The 18,378-nt window shown below is 64.3% G+C and carries 17 protein-coding genes; 11 read left to right on the plus strand and 6 right to left on the minus strand.

Annotated elements, in window-relative coordinates; genetic code table 11:
• The first annotated feature begins 138 nt into the window (after positions 1-138).
• Positions 139-1,740 (plus strand): malate synthase A, encoded by a 1,602-nt coding sequence (aceB, locus tag AB4099_RS03715; RefSeq protein ID WP_441477066.1) that lies wholly within the window; start codon positions 139-141, stop codon positions 1,738-1,740.
• A gap of 60 nt (positions 1,741-1,800) precedes the next feature.
• Here aceB and AB4099_RS03720 read toward each other — a convergent pair whose 3' ends face one another.
• Positions 1,801-2,235, minus strand: coding sequence for a DUF2721 domain-containing protein (locus tag AB4099_RS03720; RefSeq protein ID WP_441477067.1), 435 nt, complete (start codon positions 2,233-2,235; stop codon positions 1,801-1,803).
• Positions 2,236-2,476: 241 nt separating this feature from the next.
• On the minus strand, positions 2,477-3,907 hold the full coding sequence (locus AB4099_RS03725; RefSeq protein ID WP_441477068.1) for an MFS transporter: 1,431 nt from the start codon (positions 3,905-3,907) through the stop codon (positions 2,477-2,479).
• Positions 3,908-4,034: 127 nt separating this feature from the next.
• Here AB4099_RS03725 and AB4099_RS03730 point away from each other — a divergent pair, with 127 nt between their 5' ends.
• Positions 4,035-4,946 (plus strand): LysR family transcriptional regulator, encoded by a 912-nt coding sequence (locus AB4099_RS03730; protein ID WP_441477069.1) that lies wholly within the window; start codon positions 4,035-4,037, stop codon positions 4,944-4,946.
• Positions 4,947-5,034: 88 nt separating this feature from the next.
• Here AB4099_RS03730 and AB4099_RS03735 read toward each other — a convergent pair whose 3' ends face one another.
• Entirely contained in the window at positions 5,035-5,694 is a 660-nt protein-coding gene (locus AB4099_RS03735; RefSeq protein ID WP_441477070.1) for a TetR/AcrR family transcriptional regulator, read from the minus strand.
• A gap of 64 nt (positions 5,695-5,758) precedes the next feature.
• On the opposite strand from AB4099_RS03735, the gene AB4099_RS03740 reads away from it, so the two are divergent.
• Both AB4099_RS03740 and AB4099_RS03745 read left to right on the plus strand, forming a co-directional pair.
• Positions 5,759-6,142, plus strand: coding sequence for a hypothetical protein (locus AB4099_RS03740; RefSeq protein ID WP_441477071.1), 384 nt, complete (start codon positions 5,759-5,761; stop codon positions 6,140-6,142).
• 13 nt (positions 6,143-6,155) lie between these two features.
• Complete coding sequence (locus AB4099_RS03745) at positions 6,156-6,929, plus strand: SDR family NAD(P)-dependent oxidoreductase (protein ID WP_441477072.1); 774 nt, start codon at positions 6,156-6,158, stop codon at positions 6,927-6,929.
• A gap of 116 nt (positions 6,930-7,045) precedes the next feature.
• On the opposite strand, the gene AB4099_RS03750 is transcribed toward AB4099_RS03745, so the two are convergent.
• The gene (locus tag AB4099_RS03750; protein ID WP_441477073.1) at positions 7,046-8,320 is read right to left on the minus strand and encodes a carboxylate-amine ligase; all 1,275 of its coding nucleotides are present in this window, start codon (positions 8,318-8,320) and stop codon (positions 7,046-7,048) included.
• A 410-nt stretch (positions 8,321-8,730) separates the two neighbouring features.
• On the opposite strand from AB4099_RS03750, the gene AB4099_RS03755 reads away from it, so the two are divergent.
• The 4 genes from AB4099_RS03755 to AB4099_RS03770 all read left to right on the plus strand — a co-directional run bounded on the left by AB4099_RS03755 (position 8,731) and on the right by AB4099_RS03770 (position 12,707).
• The gene (locus AB4099_RS03755; protein ID WP_441477074.1) at positions 8,731-9,459 is read left to right on the plus strand and encodes a glutathione S-transferase family protein; all 729 of its coding nucleotides are present in this window, start codon (positions 8,731-8,733) and stop codon (positions 9,457-9,459) included.
• 566 nt (positions 9,460-10,025) lie between these two features.
• The gene (locus AB4099_RS03760; RefSeq protein ID WP_113518554.1) at positions 10,026-11,066 is read left to right on the plus strand and encodes a DUF3616 domain-containing protein; all 1,041 of its coding nucleotides are present in this window, start codon (positions 10,026-10,028) and stop codon (positions 11,064-11,066) included.
• On the plus strand, positions 11,063-11,629 hold the full coding sequence (locus AB4099_RS03765) for an NUDIX hydrolase (RefSeq protein ID WP_441477075.1): 567 nt from the start codon (positions 11,063-11,065) through the stop codon (positions 11,627-11,629). Before AB4099_RS03760 ends, AB4099_RS03765 begins: the two co-directional genes overlap by 4 nt.
• A 178-nt stretch (positions 11,630-11,807) precedes the next feature.
• Complete coding sequence (locus AB4099_RS03770) at positions 11,808-12,707, plus strand: hypothetical protein (RefSeq protein ID WP_441477076.1); 900 nt, start codon at positions 11,808-11,810, stop codon at positions 12,705-12,707.
• A 14-nt stretch (positions 12,708-12,721) separates the two neighbouring features.
• Here the strand turns inward: AB4099_RS03770 and gpmI are convergent, their stop codons facing one another.
• Positions 12,722-14,236: a 2,3-bisphosphoglycerate-independent phosphoglycerate mutase gene (gene gpmI, locus AB4099_RS03775; RefSeq protein ID WP_441477077.1), complete on the minus strand. Its 1,515-nt coding sequence runs from the start codon at positions 14,234-14,236 to the stop codon at positions 12,722-12,724.
• Between the two features lie 116 nt (positions 14,237-14,352).
• On the opposite strand from gpmI, the gene AB4099_RS03780 reads away from it, so the two are divergent.
• Both AB4099_RS03780 and AB4099_RS03785 read left to right on the plus strand, forming a co-directional pair.
• Positions 14,353-15,096 (plus strand): haloacid dehalogenase type II, encoded by a 744-nt coding sequence (locus AB4099_RS03780; RefSeq protein WP_441477078.1) that lies wholly within the window; start codon positions 14,353-14,355, stop codon positions 15,094-15,096.
• 36 nt (positions 15,097-15,132) lie between these two features.
• The gene (locus AB4099_RS03785) at positions 15,133-15,819 is read left to right on the plus strand and encodes a glutathione S-transferase family protein (protein ID WP_113518559.1); all 687 of its coding nucleotides are present in this window, start codon (positions 15,133-15,135) and stop codon (positions 15,817-15,819) included.
• 36 nt (positions 15,820-15,855) lie between these two features.
• Here the strand turns inward: AB4099_RS03785 and AB4099_RS03790 are convergent, their stop codons facing one another.
• Positions 15,856-16,455, minus strand: a complete 600-nt coding sequence (locus AB4099_RS03790; protein WP_441477079.1) for a dioxygenase family protein — start codon at positions 16,453-16,455, stop codon at positions 15,856-15,858.
• Positions 16,456-16,634: 179 nt separating this feature from the next.
• Here AB4099_RS03790 and AB4099_RS03795 point away from each other — a divergent pair, with 179 nt between their 5' ends.
• On the plus strand, positions 16,635-18,308 hold the full coding sequence (locus tag AB4099_RS03795) for a formate--tetrahydrofolate ligase (RefSeq protein WP_441477080.1): 1,674 nt from the start codon (positions 16,635-16,637) through the stop codon (positions 18,306-18,308).
• Positions 18,309-18,378: the final 70 nt, after the last annotated feature.

Here is an 18,378-nt window from a genome sequence, read left to right on the forward strand (position 1 = left end):
ACGCACGCGGAACGAGGGTGAATGCTGATTTATTCTATTTTGGAAAAAGTCATCAAGCATTCCCACGGCTACAGGAGAAAGCGATTTCCTCCGATACTGCGCCTCGCCTCATCACCGCCGAACACGAAGGAGACCGCCATGTCGGACACCAAGACCCTGCCGAAGGGCGTCGTCATCAAGGGCGCGATGGGCCCGCGCTTCGACGAGATCCTAAGCCATGACGCGCTCACCTTCGTGGCCGACCTGCAGCGCCGCTTCAACGAGACGCGCAAGCGCCTGCTCGCCTTGCGCAAGGAACGTCAGAAGCGCTTCGATGCCGGTGAGACGCCCGATTTCCTGGCCGAGACCAGGCATATCCGCGAAGGCGACTGGAAGGTGGCGCCGATCCCTGCCGATCTGCAGGATCGCCGTGTCGAAATCACCGGCCCTGTCGACCGCAAGATGATCATCAACGCGCTGAACTCCGGCGCCAAGGTGTTCATGGCCGATTTCGAGGATGCCTCCTCCCCGGTCTGGGCCAATATGGTCGAAGGCCAGATCAATCTCAGGGATCGCTGGGCCGGCCGCATCGACTTCACCGAGCCGACCACCGGCAAGGCCTACAAGCTCAAGGACAAGCCCGCCGTCCTGATCATCCGACCGCGCGGCTGGCATCTGCCGGAACGCCATATCGAGATCGACGGCGAAATCGCCTCGGGCTCGCTGGTCGATTTCGGCCTCTATGTCTTCCACAATGCCAAGGCGGCGCTGGCGGCGGGCTCGGGCCCCTATTTCTATCTGCCGAAGCTCGAGAGCCATCTCGAGGCCCGGCTCTGGAACGATGTCTTTGTCGCCGCTCAGAACGCGCTTGGCCTCAAGACCGGCACAATCAAGGCCACTGTCCTGATCGAGACCCTGCCCGCCGCCTTCGAAATGGACGAGATCCTCTATGAGCTGAAGGATCACATGGCCGGGCTGAACTGCGGCCGCTGGGACTACATCTTCTCGTTCATCAAAAAGCTCGCCCGCAACCCGGCCTTCGTCCTGCCCGATCGCTCGCAGGTGGTGATGACCAAGGCGTTCCTGCGCGCCTATTCGCTGCTCCTGATCAAGACCTGCCACCGCCGTGGCGCTTTCGCCATGGGCGGCATGGCGGCGCAGATCCCGGTCAAGAACGACCCCGCTGCCAACGAGGCCGCCTTCGCCAAGGTCCGCGCCGACAAGGAACGTGAGGCCGGCGACGGCCATGACGGCACCTGGGTCGCCCATCCCGATCTCGTGCCGGTGGCGATGGAGGTCTTCAACCGGCTGATGCCGCAGCAGAACCAACTCGACAAGAAGCGCGAGGACGTCTCCGTCGGCCGCGAGCAACTGCTCGAGGTCCATGAGGGCACGCGCACCGAAGCCGGCTTCCGCGAGAACATCCGGATCGGGGTGCAATATCTCGAAGCCTGGCTGCGCGGCCGCGGCGCGGTGCCGATCTACAACATGATGGAGGATGCTGCGACCGCCGAGATCAGCCGTGCCCAGATCTGGCAGTTCATCCAGTACGGCGTCACGGTCGACGGAAGCACCACGGTCACCGCGGATCTCTTCAAGCGCTGCCTCACCGAGGAGATGGAGCGCGTGAAGGGCGAGGTTGGGCCTGAGAACTACGCCAAGGGCCGTTTCCCGGAGGCGATCGAGCTGTTCTCCAATCTCTCGCTCGCGCCTGAATTCGAAGAATTCCTCACTGTCCCGGCCTACAGCAAGTTGGGTTGAGTCCGACGACCGGCGCCGCCTGGACGGCGCCGGTCCTTGCCTATGCCCCGGCGATGCGGATCAAGAGATATGATCGCTTCGTCGCAAGGCGATGTTGATCTCGCGCAGGAACTGGACAAGCGAAGCGCCGAAGAGCCCAACGGCTACGATGAAGAGCACGGCCACACCCCGTTCATGCGCCGACCCAACGAAGGCAAACATGAATGCGAGGATCATCAGCAGGATCGTTGAAACGCCGCTTGAGATGGCAAGACGCATCGCGCTGTTGATGAGACGGGCGCGCCGCTCGAGGCGGGGAAGATCAGCCTTGAGTTCGTGAACGACAAGGCCGTCGCCCTGCAGACTGCTCACCATGCGCGACCGGTCAAGAATGCGCTCCAGGCGGCTGATCAGGACCGATATCAGCCCGACGACCGCGCCGAGCAGGAATGCCGGAGCGGTAGCCTGGCTGATGACCAATGAAAGCTGGTTCACGGACGGAAGCTCAGGAATCATGGTTTCTTCGCCTCGTCGCGAACGCCCTCGGCTGCCGAGCGGATTGACCAACCGGGTGCGATAAGGAGCCCCCAACCCCGTCGCAGGCCTAAGCGATCATGCTTGGTTAGAGCGAGACCTCATGAAACGCGCGGCCGACGCGCCTGTCTACGGCGATCCGCTGGTGACGATGGAAATGCTCCGCTGGGCCTCACCGACGCCGCGACACCCATTGCTGCCCGAGCGCCGCTGGCTTCCATCCTCAAGCAACGGGAGTGCCCGCACCGCTCGCGATGGCGAGGGCCATGACGAGCATTGCTCCAGCCAAGCCAAAGGTGACGTGCAATCCGGTCGCGACCATGTCCGGAGATGCGACGGCGCTCCCATCCGTCCCCGCGGCGAGAGCGAACACCGCACCCATCACCGAAGCGCCGGTGATCAGGCCGAGATTGCGGGCGAGGCCGAGCATTCCGGAGACAAGCCCGCGCCGTTCCGGGCCAGCGTCTTGCATCACGGCCGTGTTGTTGGCGGCCTGGAACAGCGCATAGCCAGGCGTGAGAACGATCAGGGGAACGGCATAGCCCACAATCCCGATCTGCAGCGGCATGAGCGCAAACAGAAACGATCCGACGGCCATGGCGGCCAGGCCCACGAAGCTCATGCGTTGCGCGCCGAACCGATCGACCAGGCGGCCGGCCGGCACGCCCGAGAGCGCCGTGGCAACCGGCCCCATCGCCATGACCAGGCCTGCGCCCGATGCATCGAGGCCGAGCGCCAGGGTGAGATGGAAGGGGCCGACGACCAGTGTCGTCATCATCACCGTCGCGACCAGCGCGCTTGTGGCGAGGCCTTTCCGCAGCCTGGGCTCGCGCAGCATCGAGAGGCGGATCAGGGGCGCCGCAACCCGCACTTGAACCAGTCCGAACAGGAGCGTGGCGACTGCCGCGGCGAGCAGGAGCCCGCCATTGAGCAGGCCGAATGCACCGCGGTTCCAGGTCATGGCGAGCGCATAGGCGACCAGCGCAGCGGCCAGCAGCAACGTGCCGAGCATGTCGAAGCGCGGTGTGTCTCCCCTCCTCCCGAGGCGCTCTACCGGAAGGCTCCGCAAGGCGATCATGAAGGCGACGACGCCGAAGGGGGCAGTGACAAGGAAGATCGCTCGCCACCCGAAGCCGTCGATGACAGCACCACCGAGGGAGGGGCCGAGTGCCGTGCCGACGGCCGACATGGTGCCGAGCAACCCCATGGCACTGCCGATCCTGTCCTTCGGCAGTGCATCGCCGACAAGGGCCAGGCTCAGCGTCATCATGACTGCGGCGCCAGCTCCCTGCGCGGCCCGCGCGGCGATCAAACCGGCGAGGCCGGAAGCAAGCCCGCACGCCACCGAGCCCGCTGTGAAGAAGGCTATGCCGGCCAGCAGAAGCGAGCGGCGTCCGACGAGATCGCCAAGTCGTCCGACCCCGACGCTCAGCGTGGTGATCGCAAGCAAATAGGCAAGGACCACCCACTGCGCCTGCTGGAAGGAGGCAGCGAAGGCCTGCGCCAGCGCCGGCAGGCCGACATTGGCAATGCTGGTGCCAAGCGAGGACAGCAACATGCAGAGGGATAGGCCGGCGAGCGTTAAACGAGGCGCGCCACGCTGGGCCGTCGTGGCTTCGGTGGGGGATAGCGGGTCAAGCGTCGCCTTCATCATCGTTGGAGCTCCGAAGCAGGGTTCGAAGCAGGTAGCCTCCATATGACACCTGGCGGAAGACGCAGCATTTGCACTCAATCAGTGCATCTGACGCCACATCATGGCGAGCTGTGCTAGTCTCGCCAGCATGACAAGAGCCGACCTCAACTTGCTCATCACCCTCGATGTCCTCCTCACCGAAGGCAGCGTGGCCCGCGCTGCCCGGCGCCTGCGGCTAAGCCCGTCCGCGATGAGCCGGGCCCTGGCGCGGCTGCGCGAGACGATCGGCGACCCGTTGTTGGTAAGGGCGGGGCGCGGCCTTGTGCCAACGCCGCGCGCACTTGAATTGAGGGAGCGCGTCGGTCCACTCGTTCAGGAAGCGGAGGCAATCCTGCGGCCGGCCGAGGCGCTCGATCTGCAACGGCTTGTCAGGACCTTCTCGGTTCGGGCGAGCGACGGCTTCGTCGAAGCCTTTGGGCCTCAGCTCATCGCGAGCACCCAGGCGCAAGCGCCCGGCATACGGCTGCGCTTCGTCCAGAAGCCGGACAAGGATAGTACGCTGCTTCGCGAGGGCAGTGTGGATCTGGAAACAGGTGTCATCGGGGCGGCGCAGAGTCCGGAAATCAGGACGCGGGCGCTGTTCTCGGATCACTTCGTCGGGGTCGTGCGGCGGGGGCATCCATTGGCCACAGGCGAGATCACCGCCGATCGCTTTGCTGCTGGCCGGCACATCCTCGTCTCGCGGCGCGGTCTCGACAAGGGGCCGATCGACGACGCGCTGGAGGCGATCGGATTGCAGCGGGACATCGCCGCGATCGTCACCGGCTTCTCGCCCGCGCTCTCGCTCGCGCGCGGATCCGATCTCGTCGCTGTTGTGCCCGAACGACACACTTGGACGTTGCGCGACGGCATGATCACCTTTCCGCTGCCGATCGCTGTTCCTGAGATCACCGTGTCGCTGCTCTGGCATCCCAGGCTCGATGCCGATCCTGCGCACCGCTGGCTACGCGAACGCGTCCGCCGAGTCTGCGGGACGCAGAAATCCTCCGATGACCCGTGAGGCGACAACAGAGACAGGCAACATCCAGGCGCCGTCCACAGACTGATCTCCTGCCGATCGCAGATGTTCAATGGCAGCTGTCCCGCTCTCACAAACCCGCTGAGACGCCGGGGTCCCGCAGCGCCAGGCTCAGAGCGCCATCGTTGCCCCGCAGAGCCTGATCGCAGAGCGGCTGAAGCAGCGCGCATATGGCATCTGGCTTGCGGCCGCCGGACCGCAGCATGTGGAAGACGGCGAAGCTCGTCAGCGCAAAGAGTAGGTCGACGATGTCGCGCTGCAACTGCTCGACGCGCCCACCATGACGCCCCACGAGCATAGCCAGCGCCAGCCGACGGCGCTCGTTACGCTCGGCCAGGCTCTCTGCCAGTTCGGCGTCGCCGGCCGCTGCGGCGAACAGCCCAACCAACCCGTCATCAGAGCTCCAGAAGCCGCAGAACACCGCGACCAGTGCCGACAGGGCTTCCCTTGGGTCCGGAATCGCCATTGCTCCGGCAAGATCAGCAATCCCACCGGCAGCCGCGAGAGTGTCGAAGGTCGCCTCCAGCAGCCCGCGCCGCGAGCCGAACTGGTTGTAGACGGTCAGTCGGGTCACGCCCGCCGCGGCGGCCACAGCCTCCAGCGAAAGCGTCTTTCCGCCCGGCTCCCGAAGCAAGGCAGCCGCCGCGGCGAGGAGCCGCTCGCGCGTTTCTGCCGTCTTTGCTTCCCTCTTGGCGCTCGCATAGCGCCTTGACGATCTCTCGTGACTCATGACTATACAGATTGTATATCCAATTTTGCCCCATTCAAGCGGGCGCTGTTTCGGAGCCTAACCTATGGAGCCCTTCCTGATCACTGTCATTGCCATGCATGTTCTCTCCTCGGTGTTCTGGGCCGGCACGACATTCGTGCTGGCGCGCACCGGTGCAAACGACGTCACGCGGCTCTTCCGCCCCCAGTTAGGCGCTGCCGTCATCGCAATCATCTCCGGTGCGCTCTTGTGGAGTTTTGTCCATGCCGGGGCCTTCGGAAACGCAGAAATGCTACTTGCCCTCGGCTCCGGCACCGCGCTGGCGGCCTTGGTGATCCAGGCTGTCGGGGTCCTGCGCGGTTTGCGCGCGACCGGCCAAGCTGCGCCCTGGCTGGGTCTCCTCTACCGGATCTCGGCCGGGTTGCTGTTCGTAACCGTGATCTGCATGGCGGTTTCACGCTATGTCTGAGCAACCGCCACCTATGTCCGACATCCCGATTTTCCCCGATCTCGCCGGCAAGACGGCGCTGGTCACGGGAGGTTCCGGCGGGATCGGCGCCGAAGCCGCGCGTTGGCTGGCGCGCAACGGGGTTTCTGTAACGGTAGCCGGGCGCGATCAGTCCCGGCTCGACGCCGTGCTGCGTTCCCTGGAGGCGATCTCCGCCGGGCATGCCGCCGTCCGGCTCGACTGCACCCGGAGCGAGGAGTTGGAGGGCGCACGTGCCGAGTTCGTCGCCCGGCACGACAAGCTCGACATTCTCGCCGCCTTCGCTGGCGGCGGGACCAGCAGGCCCGCTGCGTTGGAGGATGTCACAGAGGTGGACTGGCGCTCCAGCCTCGATCACAATCTGACCGCCACGTTCTTGACGCTCAAAGCCTTCCTGCCGAGCCTCAAGCAGGGCCGCGGCGGCGCCGTCATCACCATGGCCTCGACAGCCGGCCGCGCGCCTTCGCAGGCGCCGCTCGGCTATGGGGTTGCCAAGGCCGGCGTCATCATGCTCACACAACAGGCGGCTCACGACCTCGGTCCGTCCAGCGTACGTGTGAACTGCATTTCGCCATCGGCCGTATTGACCGACCGCACGGCAGTACACATGCCTCCCGCCGTCAGGGCGCAAGTGGTCCTCGCTCATCCCGTCCGGCGGCTCGGGTCTCCGGCGGACGTCGCTGCAGCCACGCTGTTCCTCGCCTCCGACAGCTCGGGCTGGCTGACAGGCGCGACCCTCGACATCGCCGGCGGACGGCTGATGCATTGATCGCTGGCGCCAAACCCGGAGCGATCACACGGAGCCCTTGCCCTTCTACAAATGGGCTGATGACAAGAGAGCGCATGGGGGCCCCCGCAGTGGAAATCAGCTTCCCCGCATGCGCCTCAGCCGCCCTCGCCGGGAATGAACACGGTGCCGTACTGGAGACAATCGCAGAGATCGCGATAGACCGCGGCCAATCGCTCACGTGATGGGCTGGCGCCGACTGCATCCTCGATCCGGCGGGCTAGGCTGCCATGCTTCAGAATGGTTGCCCAAATTGGTGTCCAGCGCGCTGGATCAATGCCCGAGCTGTCATCCATATTCTCCAGAATGTGCCGCCAGAGATCGGCGGCGCGACAGGAGTGACCGGGATAGTCGAACAGCCTGAGATAGGCCCGGTCGTCGATCATGGCGTCCTCGGCGAATATCACGCAGCTGTCGAATATCCGGGCCAGCTCCGCGGTGGACATATCGCCGCCGAGGCGCTCGGGATCGCCGTAGAGGCAATGGACTGCTCCAACGACAGCAGCCGCAACTGCAAGATCGGCTTCGGGGCACTCCTGGGTATCGATGACGCGAATTTCGATTGTGTTTCGGTCGAAGCGGGGGATGCAGCCCCTGGCATTGAGCCATGGGTGCCTGAGGATTCCGCCAGGATCGACAGATTCCATGACGGCATAGATCGGCTCGAGAATCGTATCTTCGTACGCGCGTTGACTGGAGACCGTGTCGGGAATGATCAGGCCGTTGATCAGGGGATAGGCCTTCGCATTGGCTCCGTAGGCCCTCATGCGGAAATCGCGATGGGCCGTGCGTTGGCCGTCGGCAATCGGCGAGCTCGCAGCCAGCGCTGGAATGATCGGGAGGACGCGGCGGATCGCTTCGTGAAGCCGCGCAAATTCATCGTCGTCGGCGAAGGGCAGATTCAGATGGAGACTCTGCAGGTTGGTCCACCCGTGCGATCTGGTTTCGAAGATGCGTTGATAGGTGCGGTAGATTCCATGGGGGTCGATTGGCCAGGCGCGCGCATCGCGCCGAGGATCCATCCACGGGTGCATAGCCGTCGGCATCAGGCATGCTTCGTGATTCAGCAGGGCCTTGTTCAAGGCGGCGACCTCACCTTGCAGGGGCTGGACGAGGTCTTCCAATCTGGCCGCTGGAACGAGATTCTTCGCTTCCAGGACATGAAGCACGAACTCGTTGGACCAGCCGATCAAGCCTCGCTCCATGGCCACGGCACCTGTGCCGGCGGCGTTCGCCAGGATGATGTCTGCAATGGAGCGGCATTCCAGATCGGCGGCTCCGACGATGGCGTATTCAATCTCGATTCCGAACCCTTCGAACGCATTGAGCGGCCTCATACCAGGGCCTCCGAAGAGCGGGGCATCATCTGACATGTGCACCGGGCCTGAATGGGATCGAGTGTGGCAGACAGCATGGGAGGGCTTTCATGGGAGCGACTCCCGGACACCCTAGGCTCGCAATCACCAGCAATTGCTTTCGCTGAAGCAGGAAGGAGCGCAGGACAGGACTAGGCAGTCATGCCGTTCCCGGGAAATCCAAGGTCGGGACGGGATTTCGGGGGCGGCGGCTGTCGCTCGTACGAAGGAACTGGCGACCGCCATCGCAATGATGAGACGCAGGCTGCCCCTGCGGTCCTCGATGGCCGGCTCTTCAGACGATAAATCCAGCGCCGGCGAACCGCCTTCTCGAAGTCCATGTACGTGGATGTTTAGTCCAACATCGCCAGTCTACAGGCCAGGCGTCCACATCCGCATATCCAGCACATCGACGTTGGAGAAATGACATGAACCCGATATCTGAACCGATCCTCACCTCCGGCTTTCCGCTCGGCAGTTCTGCGGGGTTGGTGACCGCCTTCGAATGGCTCGGCCAGCCCTATCGCCTCACCAGGGTGGATATGCTGGGAGAGATGCGCACCGACGCCTATAAGCGCCTGAACGGCCGGGTGGAGACGCCCGTGCTGATCACCGGGGAAGGCCGCGTCCTCACCGAGACAATGGCGATCGCCCTGTGGCTGGAGGCGCGAGACCCCGAGCGCCGCATCAGCTTCGAACCCGGCACGCCGGAGGCCGACCGGCTGCATCAATACGTCGCCTTCCTCAATACCGGCTTCACCGGTGCGTTCTTCCCGATGTGGGCGGCGCTGGAAGCGGAAGATGCCACGGAGGAGGACCGCGAAACGCTGCGCAAGTTCGGCCGCAGCTTTGTCGCCGAGCGCCATGAACAGCTCGAGGCGATGATCGGCGACAGCGACTATCTGTTTGGCGACAGGCCGACGCTCGCCGACGCCGTGTTTGCCGGCGTCGCGCGCTGGGTGGACTTCCACAAGGCCCTCGACCCACGCGACTATCCGCGCATCCTGGCACTGCGCAAGCGCATCGAGGCCGATCCCGCGTTCCGCTTTGCGGTAGCGATCGAGGACGGCAAGCAGGCCTCAGGCAGTGGCGCAATGAAGGGGCTCGTTCCACTCGCCGATGTCCTGCGCAAGGCAGACAGCGCGCTCGTGGCCTGAGACGCATGAGAACGGATTGCGCGCTATGGGTGGTGGCGCGCAATCCCGCTCCTCGATCAGGGCGTGCGGACGCTTTCGTTAAAGGCCCGGACTGCTGCAGCCGCGAGGTCGCCGACCGATCTGGAGGGATCGGACATCAAGCGAGCCACGATCCCGCCAAGTCTCGCCTTTGCAGCTTCGGCCTCATCTCTGGCAAGATGTGGGTCGCCTCTTACGGTTTCCCATGCCCGGGCGTGGATGGCCTCTGCGACAAGCATCTCTTTTGAATTCAAGACGCCGGGAACATGGAAATCGAGAGGCAGCATAGAAAGGGTCTCGGTGGAACCCGCGCTAGATAGTCCTCGCATTCCGAACGGCAAGGGACCCACCCTCCATCGCCAAGGCGGCGCGACTGGATTCCCGCTCTCCGCTGCAGCCGGGGTGGCGAGAATGCGAGAAGTTCGTCAATCGCATGAAGCCCCGCACAAGGGCGAGCCTGACCGGCCCCGAATGTGCATGATGCGGACTAAGGCTTTGACAGCACCGGGTGCGACGGGCTCAATCCCGCGGCAACCGGAAACCGTGCCATGCCTCGCCTTGCCTTGACGTCGACTGCTCTCGCCGCGGCGCTGCTGCTCGCGCTACCGGCGTCGTCCAAGACGCTGAAGCCCGTACGCAATGTCGAAGCGACCGAGGATTTTGCCGGCAAGAAGCCGGACAAGGCAGCCAAGGATGTCAGCGGCCTCGCCTGCCTGCCTGCAAATGGCGAGGAGCGGCGCTGCCTCCTGGCGAATGACGAGAACCGATCGGCTCAGTTCGCTATCCTGACCAAGGGGCGCATCAAGCCTGCCGGCGTGGTCGAGCTGATCGGGGACAGCCCCTCCCCCACCGCGCTCGGTGCGATCCCGGCGTCTCCCTGTCCGACGATAGGCGGTTATGGCGAATTCGACGGCGAGGCAGTCGCCTATGCCGCGCCCCATTTCTACGTCGCCGGGTCGCATGGCTGCTCCCGCAACAGCAGCGAGTTTCGCCTCTCCTCCTTCCAGCTCGCGCGGGTCAAGGTCGATACGGCCGGCAACCCCATCGGCCAGGTTGAGCTGACCTACCGCCTGAGTGATCTGCTGCGTCGTGCCGGCGAGGTTGCGCCCTTTTTCGGCAAGCCCCTGACGGATGGCAACGGCCTGAACATCGAGGGCATCGCGACCGCTCATGACAGGCTCTGGATCGGCCTGCGGGCGCCGTCGCTGAACGGCCGCGCCTTCCTGCTCGAAACAAATCCGGACGAGCTCTTTGCGCCCGGCAATGAACCCGCGCAGGGCACCCCGACTGTGATCGCCTTCCCGGCTGGCCCGAATCGCGGCGTGCGCGACCTTGCCGCGCTGCGCGACGGACGCCTGCTGGTCCTGGTCGGCCCTGCGCAGGAACAGGACGTTCCCTATGGCCTGCTGCTGCTTGACCCTGCCGCGCCCCAGTCACCGAGGGATCTCGGCACACTTGCACCGCCCAGGGACGCCAAGGCCGAGGTTGTGACCATTCTTGAGGAAAGACCTGGTCGCCTGCGCTTCCTGATCGGTTATGACGGCGTCAAGAATGGCCGATTCCAAGAATACGAGCTGCAACTGCCATGACAATGTCCTTCCGGTCTCGCCTTGAGGGCGTAGTGACGCGCTATCGCGCCGAGGTCGCCTCGCGGCGTGAGCATCTGTCGCTGTTGCGCTGGCAGATTGCCGCAGGGCATGCGCTCGACGAGCGCGACACCTTTCCGGGCCATGTCACCACCAGTGCGATCGTCCTATCGCCGGATCACGCCCAGGTGCTGCTGATCGACCATGTCGTCATCGGTCGCTGGCTGCAGCCTGGCGGCCACTACGAGGCAGCCGAAGCATTCAACCTTTCCGCAGCGCGCGAGGCCATCGAGGAGACCGGCGTCAGCAGGCTTGCGTTGCATCCCTGGCATCGCGGCGACGATCTGCCCTTCGTCATCGACAGCCATGACGTCCCCGGAAAGCCCTCGCGCGGTGAGCCGGACCATATCCACCACGATCTGCAATATCTCTTCATCGCCGATCCCGTGGTGCCACTCGTCGCGCAGCTCGAGGAAGTTCACGCCGCGGCCTGGAAGCCTGTCGCCGAACTCGCCAGCATTGCACCGCTCGTCGCGGCGCGCCTCGCTTCGGTCGCGGTGCGCTAGCATTGTCGCGGCAGCACAACATGTAACTTTATTGCAGTTAAGGAAGCCGGCACGGTCTCGTCATTCCCGACCAATTTCGCGAAGATTCTCCCCGCAACGATCCCGGCGACCAATTAACGCTCTTGCAAATCATTTGCAATTGATCGATCTTGGGCCATCGATATCCGGGGACTGACCGATGCTGCCGAAGATTGCCGCCGCTGCCGTTGCCCTGAGCGCTCTTTCCGCCAACGCCTTGGCAACCGACCTGCCTACCCGCAAGAGCGCGCCTGCCACCCAGCCGACGCTATCAGCCTGTACCGAGAGCGAAGGCATCCCGACCGACGCTTTCGGCTTCACCACCGGTTCGGACGTGGCGGATCTCGGTTCGTTCGGGCCGAGCCTGACCTATGGCGGCACCTTCGGCGCGCGCAGTGGCCGGTCGAACGCCCACGGCGCGCAGCTCCAGGGCTCCTATGGGCTCTTCCCCTGCTTCGAGATCGGCCCCTATCTGCTCGGTGGCTACACCAATGCCTCCGCCGGGGGGATCAGTGCGAATTCAAGCAATAATGGTGCCGGCGTCGAGATGAAATACCGCCTGCTTGGCCGTGACTTGCACGGCATCGGCCTGACGGTGGTGCTCGATCCCAGCGTCAATCGAACCGATCCGGACGGCGCGGGCCGCTTCACCACTTTCAATACCGGCATCCGCCTCTTCGCCGACAAGACGCTGGTGCCGGGCAAGCTCTATGCCGCGCTCAATCTCTCCCAGGACATGACCTGGGCCGGCCCCGCCCCCTATGGGCGCTCCTCGACCCTCACGGCCTCAGGATCAGTGGCCTGGCAGGTCGTCGACGGCCTCTATGTCAGCGGCGAGGTCCGCCATCTGCGGCGCTACAACGATCTCGGCTTCGGCAACGAAGCGGGCTACGCCACATTCGCCGGCCCCGGCATCTACTGGCAGGCGACGAAACAGCTCGCACTCTCGGCCGCCTACAACATCCAGGTCGCCGGCAAGGCCAAGGGTGAACCCCGTAATCTGGACCTCACCAATTTCAGCCAGCATCCCGTCAAGGTGAAAGCCGCTTACAGCTTCTGATCAGCCCACATTGATCAGCGCAGCAGCGAGCAGCCGGTCATCTCGTCCGGCTGCTTCAGCCCCATCAATGCCAGCAGTGTCGGTGCCACATCGGCGAGCCTGCCATCGGCCAGCGCCTTCGCCTCACTGCCGATCAGCATGACGGGCACCGGAAATGTCGTATGGGCAGTATGCGGCTTGCCGGTCACCGGATCGACCATCAGCTCGCTGTTGCCGTGGTCGGCCGTGACCAGCAGGGCGCCTCCCACCTGCTCGATCGCCTTGGCGATCCGCCCCAGGCCCGCATCGACGGTTTCGACCGCCTTGATCGCCGCCGAAAGCACGCCGGTATGTCCGACCATGTCGGGATTGGCGAAGTTCAGCACGACGAGATCGTATCGCCCCGAATTGATCGCCGCGACAGCGCGGTCCGTCAGCTCCGGCGCCGACATTTCGGGCTGCAGATCATAGGTCGCGACCTTGGGAGACGGCACCATCACCCGGTCCTCTCCGGGATAGAGGCGCTCCTCGCCACCATTGAAGAAATAGGTCACGTGCGGATATTTCTCGGTCTCCGCCATGCGGACCTGCATCCGCCCTGCCTTGGCGACCGTCTCTCCGAGACCGTTCGAGAGCGTCTGCGGCGGAAACAGCGCCGGCATGACCTTGTCCAGCTCGGCGCTGTAGGAGGTCATGCTGACCGCCTTGGAAAGCTTCGGCACGCGCGCCCGGACAAAGCCCGTGAAATCCGGGTCGAGCACCGCGGCCAGAATCTCGCGAATCCGGTCCGAGCGAAAATTGAAGCTGAGCAATCCGTCGCCGTCCCGCATGCCGGCATACCCGCCGATCACGGTCGGAACGATGAACTCGTCATTGACGCCCTGCGCATAGGCGCCGGCGACCGCCTCGCCGGCCGTCGCGAAGGCTTTGCCTTCGCCCAGCACCATGGCGCGCCAGGCCTGCTCGACGCGCTCCCAGCGATTGTCGCGATCCATCGCGAAATAGCGACCCGACAGGCTTCCGATCACCGCTCCCCTCGGCAAGGCTCCGGCGAAATCGCGCACATATTCTGCAGCCGATTGCGGCGGGGTGTCTCGTCCATCCGTGAAGACATGGACGCAGACCGGAATACCCTGCCCGGTCAGAATCCGGGCGAGCGCCACCGCGTGATCCTGATGGGCGTGCACGCCGCCGGGCGAGACGAGACCAAGCAGGTGGCAGGTGCCCCCTGTATCCCTGAGTTTCGCGACAAGCCCGGTCGCGTCCAGCGCCTGCGCAATCGACTTGTCCTGGATCGCCTGGTTGATCCGCGGCAGGTCCTGCATGACGACGCGCCCGGCTCCGAGATTGAGATGGCCGACCTCGGAGTTCCCCATCTGGCCTTCCGGCAAGCCGACATCGAGCCCCGAAGTCTTCAGGAAAGCGCGCGGCGAGCTGGTCCAATAGCGATCGAAATTCGGCGTGTTCGCCAGCTTCACCGCATTGTTGGTTTCATCCTCGCGCCAGCCCCAGCCATCGAGGACCATCAGCATCACGGGGCGGTTCGACATGCGGCAACCTGTGGGCATCAATGAAAAACTGCTTGTGCGGATATCACGCACCGCGCCAGCAACGCGAGTGCTAAGAAGAAGCACCGATCTCCGATGTCACGACAGGGGAACCGCCCATGGCGCTCAAGGCCCTCGTTTTCGACGCCTATGGCACCTTGTTCGACGTCCAATCGGTTGCCGTCGTCACCGACGAGGCGTTTCCTGGCCATGGCGAAACGATCACCCAGATCTGGCGGCTGAAGCAGCTCGAATACACCTGGCTCAGGGCGCTGATGGGCCGTTACGAGGATTTCTGGACGGTCACACGCGACTCGCTCGACTTCACGTTGGCGACCCTCGGGCTGGCGGCGACGCCCGATCTGATCGCCAGAATTGCGGCAGCCTATGACGCACTTGAGCTCTACCCGGAGGCAAGGCAAGCACTCGAGGAGCTCGCGGGCTTCCGCCTCGCCATTTTCTCGAACGGCAGCCCGGCCATGTTGAAACGCCTCGTCGCTCAGGCCGGCATCGACGGGTTGCTGGAAACCGTGATCAGCGTCGACGAGATCGGCGTCTACAAGCCGGATCCCCGTGGCTATGAGCTGGTGGAAAGGCGCCTGGGCCTTGCCCGCGAAGAGATCCTCTTCGTTTCCTCCAACGGCTTCGATATCGCCGGCGCCAAAGCCTATGGCTTCACCGTCGCGCGCATCGAACGCATTCCCGCAACAGCCCTCCGCGCCGAGCTGGCAAACACCAGCGGTATCGGCCCCACTGCTCTGTTCAAGGCCCTGCGCATGCAGCCGGAACGGCTCGGGGCGAGCGCCGACCTCACTATCGCCAGACTGACGGATCTTGCAGCTTACGCAACGAAGCAGCGGTAAGACCCGCTTGCCCCCCTGCGCCAGGAGACCCAATCGATGATCAAATTCTACTATCATCCGTCGCCAAATCCCGCGAAGATCGCGCTCTTCCTTGAGGAAGCAGGGCTGCCCTACGAGATGGTGCCGGTCGATACCCGGCGTGGCGACCAGTTCAAGCCTGAGTTCCTGGCGATCAATCCCAATGCCAAGACGCCGGCCCTGATCGATGGCGACGTCACGATCTTCGATAGCAACGCGATCCTGCTCTATCTCGCGGAGAAGACCGGCAAGTTCCTGCCTGAGAACACGCCCGCGGCACGAGGCCAGATGCTCTCCTGGCTGATGTTCGTTGCCACCGGCATCGGCCCCTATTGCGGGCAGGCCGTGCATTTCACCCGTTTCGCGCCTGAGAAGATCCCCTACGCGATCAACCGCTATTCGCGCGAGGCCGAGCGGCATTGGGGCATCATCAATGAGCAACTCGGCAAACATCGCTACATGCTGGGAGACAGCTACACACTGATCGACATGTCGGTCTGGGGCTGGTCGACGCGCGCGGCCTTCGCGCTCGGTGAAGAGGCCTTCGGCAAGCTGACCAACGTCAAGCGCCATCTCGATGAGATTTCCGCTCGCCCCGCCGCCCAGCGCGCCGTGGCATTGAAGGATCAGTTCGCCTTCAAGACGGAATTCGACGAGGAGGCACGCAAGTTCCTGTTCCCGCAGAACGCCCATCTCGTCGGGTGAGCCCAAGCCCGGGCGGGCCGGGTCACGCCGGTTCGCTCAGGCCGCGATCACGAAATCGAACCGGCCGAGACGCCCACCTTCGGCAGCGCGGATATCCATCAGCAGCGCGCGGTCGAAGATGCCGTCGCGCGCATTGCCGGGCTCGCTCGGGAAATAGAGCTGGGTCGTCAGGATCGGCCCCTGTCCCGCCCGAACCTTCACATGAAAATGCCGTGTCCGGCCGGGATAGAGGCCGGGCATGCGGGTGATGAACTGGTACCGGCCCTGCGCATCGGTGAACTGGTGCCCCCGAAACAGAAAGCCCGCATTGTCATAGTCGCCGCTCGCATTGGCATGCCAGAGATCGACCAGGGCTCCGCCGACCGGGCGACATTGCGCCGTCAGCACAAAACCGGACAGCACCAGCATCTCGCCTGGCCCATCTCCGCGCAAATCCTGCTTCAGCGGTGAGGATGGTGTGAAATACGGTCCCTCGGTCTGGCGCCTGGTCACCGCCACCCTGCCCTCGCAGGCAGGCGTCATCGGAAGTTCCGTTCCTTGGGCCCGGGCAGGATCGGGACGAGACAGCGCCGCGAGCCCGGCGGCAGCGAGCGCGGAAGCGACGAGATCGCGGCGGTTGAACCCAGTTTGCGGCATCGCGCACTCCCATCCCGGATCCTAGTTCAGCGCCCCTCCCTTCGGGTGAGGGCCGGAGCCTTGCCAAAATATGGACGCAGCGTTCCGGGAAAGCAGTGGCAGAATGGCCGGTTTCACGGCACTGTGACCGCCGATTCCGCGTGCTCCGGTCTGGGTCGCGACGCGGCGAAGGAAACCGTATGCCGACCGATATCGAAATTGCCCGCGCAACCGAACTCGCGCCCATCGCCAGCATCGCCGAAAAGGCCGGGATTCCCGAGGAGGCCCTTCATCCCTACGGCAAGTACATCGCAAAGATCGATGGCGCCGCGATCCCCGATTTCGAGCAACGTCCGAATGGAAAGCTGATCCTTGTCACGGCGATCAGCCCAACGCCCGCCGGCGAGGGCAAGACCACGACGACCGTTGGCCTCGGCGACGGGCTGACCCGTCTCGGCAAGCGCACCATGATCGCACTGCGCGAACCCTCGCTCGGTCCCTGCTTCGGCATGAAGGGCGGGGCCGCCGGCGGCGGCTATGCGCAAGTCGTGCCGATGGAACAGATCAATCTGCATTTCACCGGCGATTTCCACGCCATCACCAGCGCTCACAACCTGCTCGCGGCGCTGGTCGACAATCATATCTATTGGGGCAATGCGCTCGACTTCGACGCCCGCAATGTCGCGCTGCGCCGTGTCATGGACATGAATGATCGCGCCTTGCGCCAGATCGTGTCGTCGCTGGGCGGCAATGGCAACGGCTATCCACGCGAGGACGGTTTCGACATCACTGTCGCCTCGGAAGTCATGGCGATCTTCTGCCTCGCCCGTGACCATGCCGATCTCGAGGACCGGCTCGGCCGCATCGTCGTTGGCCGCAGCCGCGACAAGCGCGCGATCACAGCCGCCGAACTGAAGGCAACCGGCGCGATGAGCGTCCTGCTCAAGGACGCGCTCATGCCGAACCTCGTGCAGAGCCTGGAAGGGACGCCAGCCTTCGTCCATGGCGGCCCCTTCGCCAATATCGCCCATGGTTGCAACTCGGTGATCGCCACGCGCGCCGCGCTGAAGCTCGCCGATTATGTCGTGACCGAAGCCGGGTTCGGGGCCGATCTTGGTGCGGAGAAGTTCTTCGACATCAAGTGCCGCAAGGCCGGCCTCAAGCCGGCTGCTGCTGTCGTGGTCGCGACCGTCCGCGCGCTGAAGATGCATGGCGGCGCGGCCAAGGATGCGCTTGGCCAGGAGAACCTGAAGGCGCTCGAAGCCGGTCTCTCGAACCTGACGCGCCATGTCGTCAACATCCGAAAATTTGGCGTGCCGCCGATCGTCGCGATCAATAATTTCGACAGCGACACGCATGCCGAGCACGAGCTGATCCGACACTATTGCCGCAACCATCTCGGCGTTGAAGCCGTGATCTGCCGGCACTGGGCCGAAGGCGGTGCAGGCGCCGAGGAACTGGCACGCAAGGTCGCCACACTGGCCGACGAAGACGAGGCAGATTTCGCTCCGCTCTATCCCGATGCCATGTCGTTGCGCGACAAGCTGCAGACCATTGCCGAGGAGATCTACGGCGCGGCCGGCATCTCCCACGACGCCAAGGTGGGCGCCCGCTTCGCGGAACTCGAAGCTGCCGGGCATGGACACCTTCCCGTCTGCGTCGCCAAGACCCAGTACTCCTTCTCGGCCGATCCTACTCTGCGCGGCGCACCATCGGGGCACATCGTCCCGGTCCGCGAACTTCGCCTCTCGGCCGGGGCCGGCTTCGTCGTCGCGATCTGCGGGGACATCATGACTATGCCCGGCCTGCCCCGTGAGCCCGCCGCAGAACGCATCCATATCGATGCGGAAGGACAGATCGAGGGCCTCTTCTAAGCTTTTTGCGCCTGGATCATGCACTGGCTCGGGTGATTTCTTGCTTCACCCGTGCAAGCATTGTGACAGA

Source organism: Allobosea sp. 2KB_26 (assembly GCF_052115715.1).
Lineage (GTDB): Bacteria > Pseudomonadota > Alphaproteobacteria > Rhizobiales > Beijerinckiaceae > Allobosea.

Excerpts from the sequence above, each read along its gene's own strand:
- aceB (WP_441477066.1), top strand. The coding sequence starts at position 139 with ATGTCGGACACCAAGACCCTGCCGAAGGGCGTCGTCATCAAGGGCGCG.
- AB4099_RS03720 (WP_441477067.1), bottom strand. The coding sequence starts at position 2,235 with ATGATTCCTGAGCTTCCGTCCGTGAACCAGCTTTCATTGGTCATCAGC.
- AB4099_RS03725 (WP_441477068.1), bottom strand. The coding sequence starts at position 3,907 with ATGATGAAGGCGACGCTTGACCCGCTATCCCCCACCGAAGCCACGACG.
- AB4099_RS03730 (WP_441477069.1), top strand. The coding sequence starts at position 4,035 with ATGACAAGAGCCGACCTCAACTTGCTCATCACCCTCGATGTCCTCCTC.
- AB4099_RS03735 (WP_441477070.1), bottom strand. The coding sequence starts at position 5,694 with ATGAGTCACGAGAGATCGTCAAGGCGCTATGCGAGCGCCAAGAGGGAA.
- AB4099_RS03740 (WP_441477071.1), top strand. The coding sequence starts at position 5,759 with ATGGAGCCCTTCCTGATCACTGTCATTGCCATGCATGTTCTCTCCTCG.
- AB4099_RS03745 (WP_441477072.1), top strand. The coding sequence starts at position 6,156 with ATGTCCGACATCCCGATTTTCCCCGATCTCGCCGGCAAGACGGCGCTG.
- AB4099_RS03750 (WP_441477073.1), bottom strand. The coding sequence starts at position 8,320 with ATGTCAGATGATGCCCCGCTCTTCGGAGGCCCTGGTATGAGGCCGCTC.
- AB4099_RS03755 (WP_441477074.1), top strand. The coding sequence starts at position 8,731 with ATGAACCCGATATCTGAACCGATCCTCACCTCCGGCTTTCCGCTCGGC.
- AB4099_RS03760 (WP_113518554.1), top strand. The coding sequence starts at position 10,026 with ATGCCTCGCCTTGCCTTGACGTCGACTGCTCTCGCCGCGGCGCTGCTG.
- AB4099_RS03765 (WP_441477075.1), top strand. The coding sequence starts at position 11,063 with ATGACAATGTCCTTCCGGTCTCGCCTTGAGGGCGTAGTGACGCGCTAT.
- AB4099_RS03770 (WP_441477076.1), top strand. The coding sequence starts at position 11,808 with ATGCTGCCGAAGATTGCCGCCGCTGCCGTTGCCCTGAGCGCTCTTTCC.
- gpmI (WP_441477077.1), bottom strand. The coding sequence starts at position 14,236 with ATGTCGAACCGCCCCGTGATGCTGATGGTCCTCGATGGCTGGGGCTGG.
- AB4099_RS03780 (WP_441477078.1), top strand. The coding sequence starts at position 14,353 with ATGGCGCTCAAGGCCCTCGTTTTCGACGCCTATGGCACCTTGTTCGAC.
- AB4099_RS03785 (WP_113518559.1), top strand. The coding sequence starts at position 15,133 with ATGATCAAATTCTACTATCATCCGTCGCCAAATCCCGCGAAGATCGCG.
- AB4099_RS03790 (WP_441477079.1), bottom strand. The coding sequence starts at position 16,455 with ATGCCGCAAACTGGGTTCAACCGCCGCGATCTCGTCGCTTCCGCGCTC.
- AB4099_RS03795 (WP_441477080.1), top strand. The coding sequence starts at position 16,635 with ATGCCGACCGATATCGAAATTGCCCGCGCAACCGAACTCGCGCCCATC.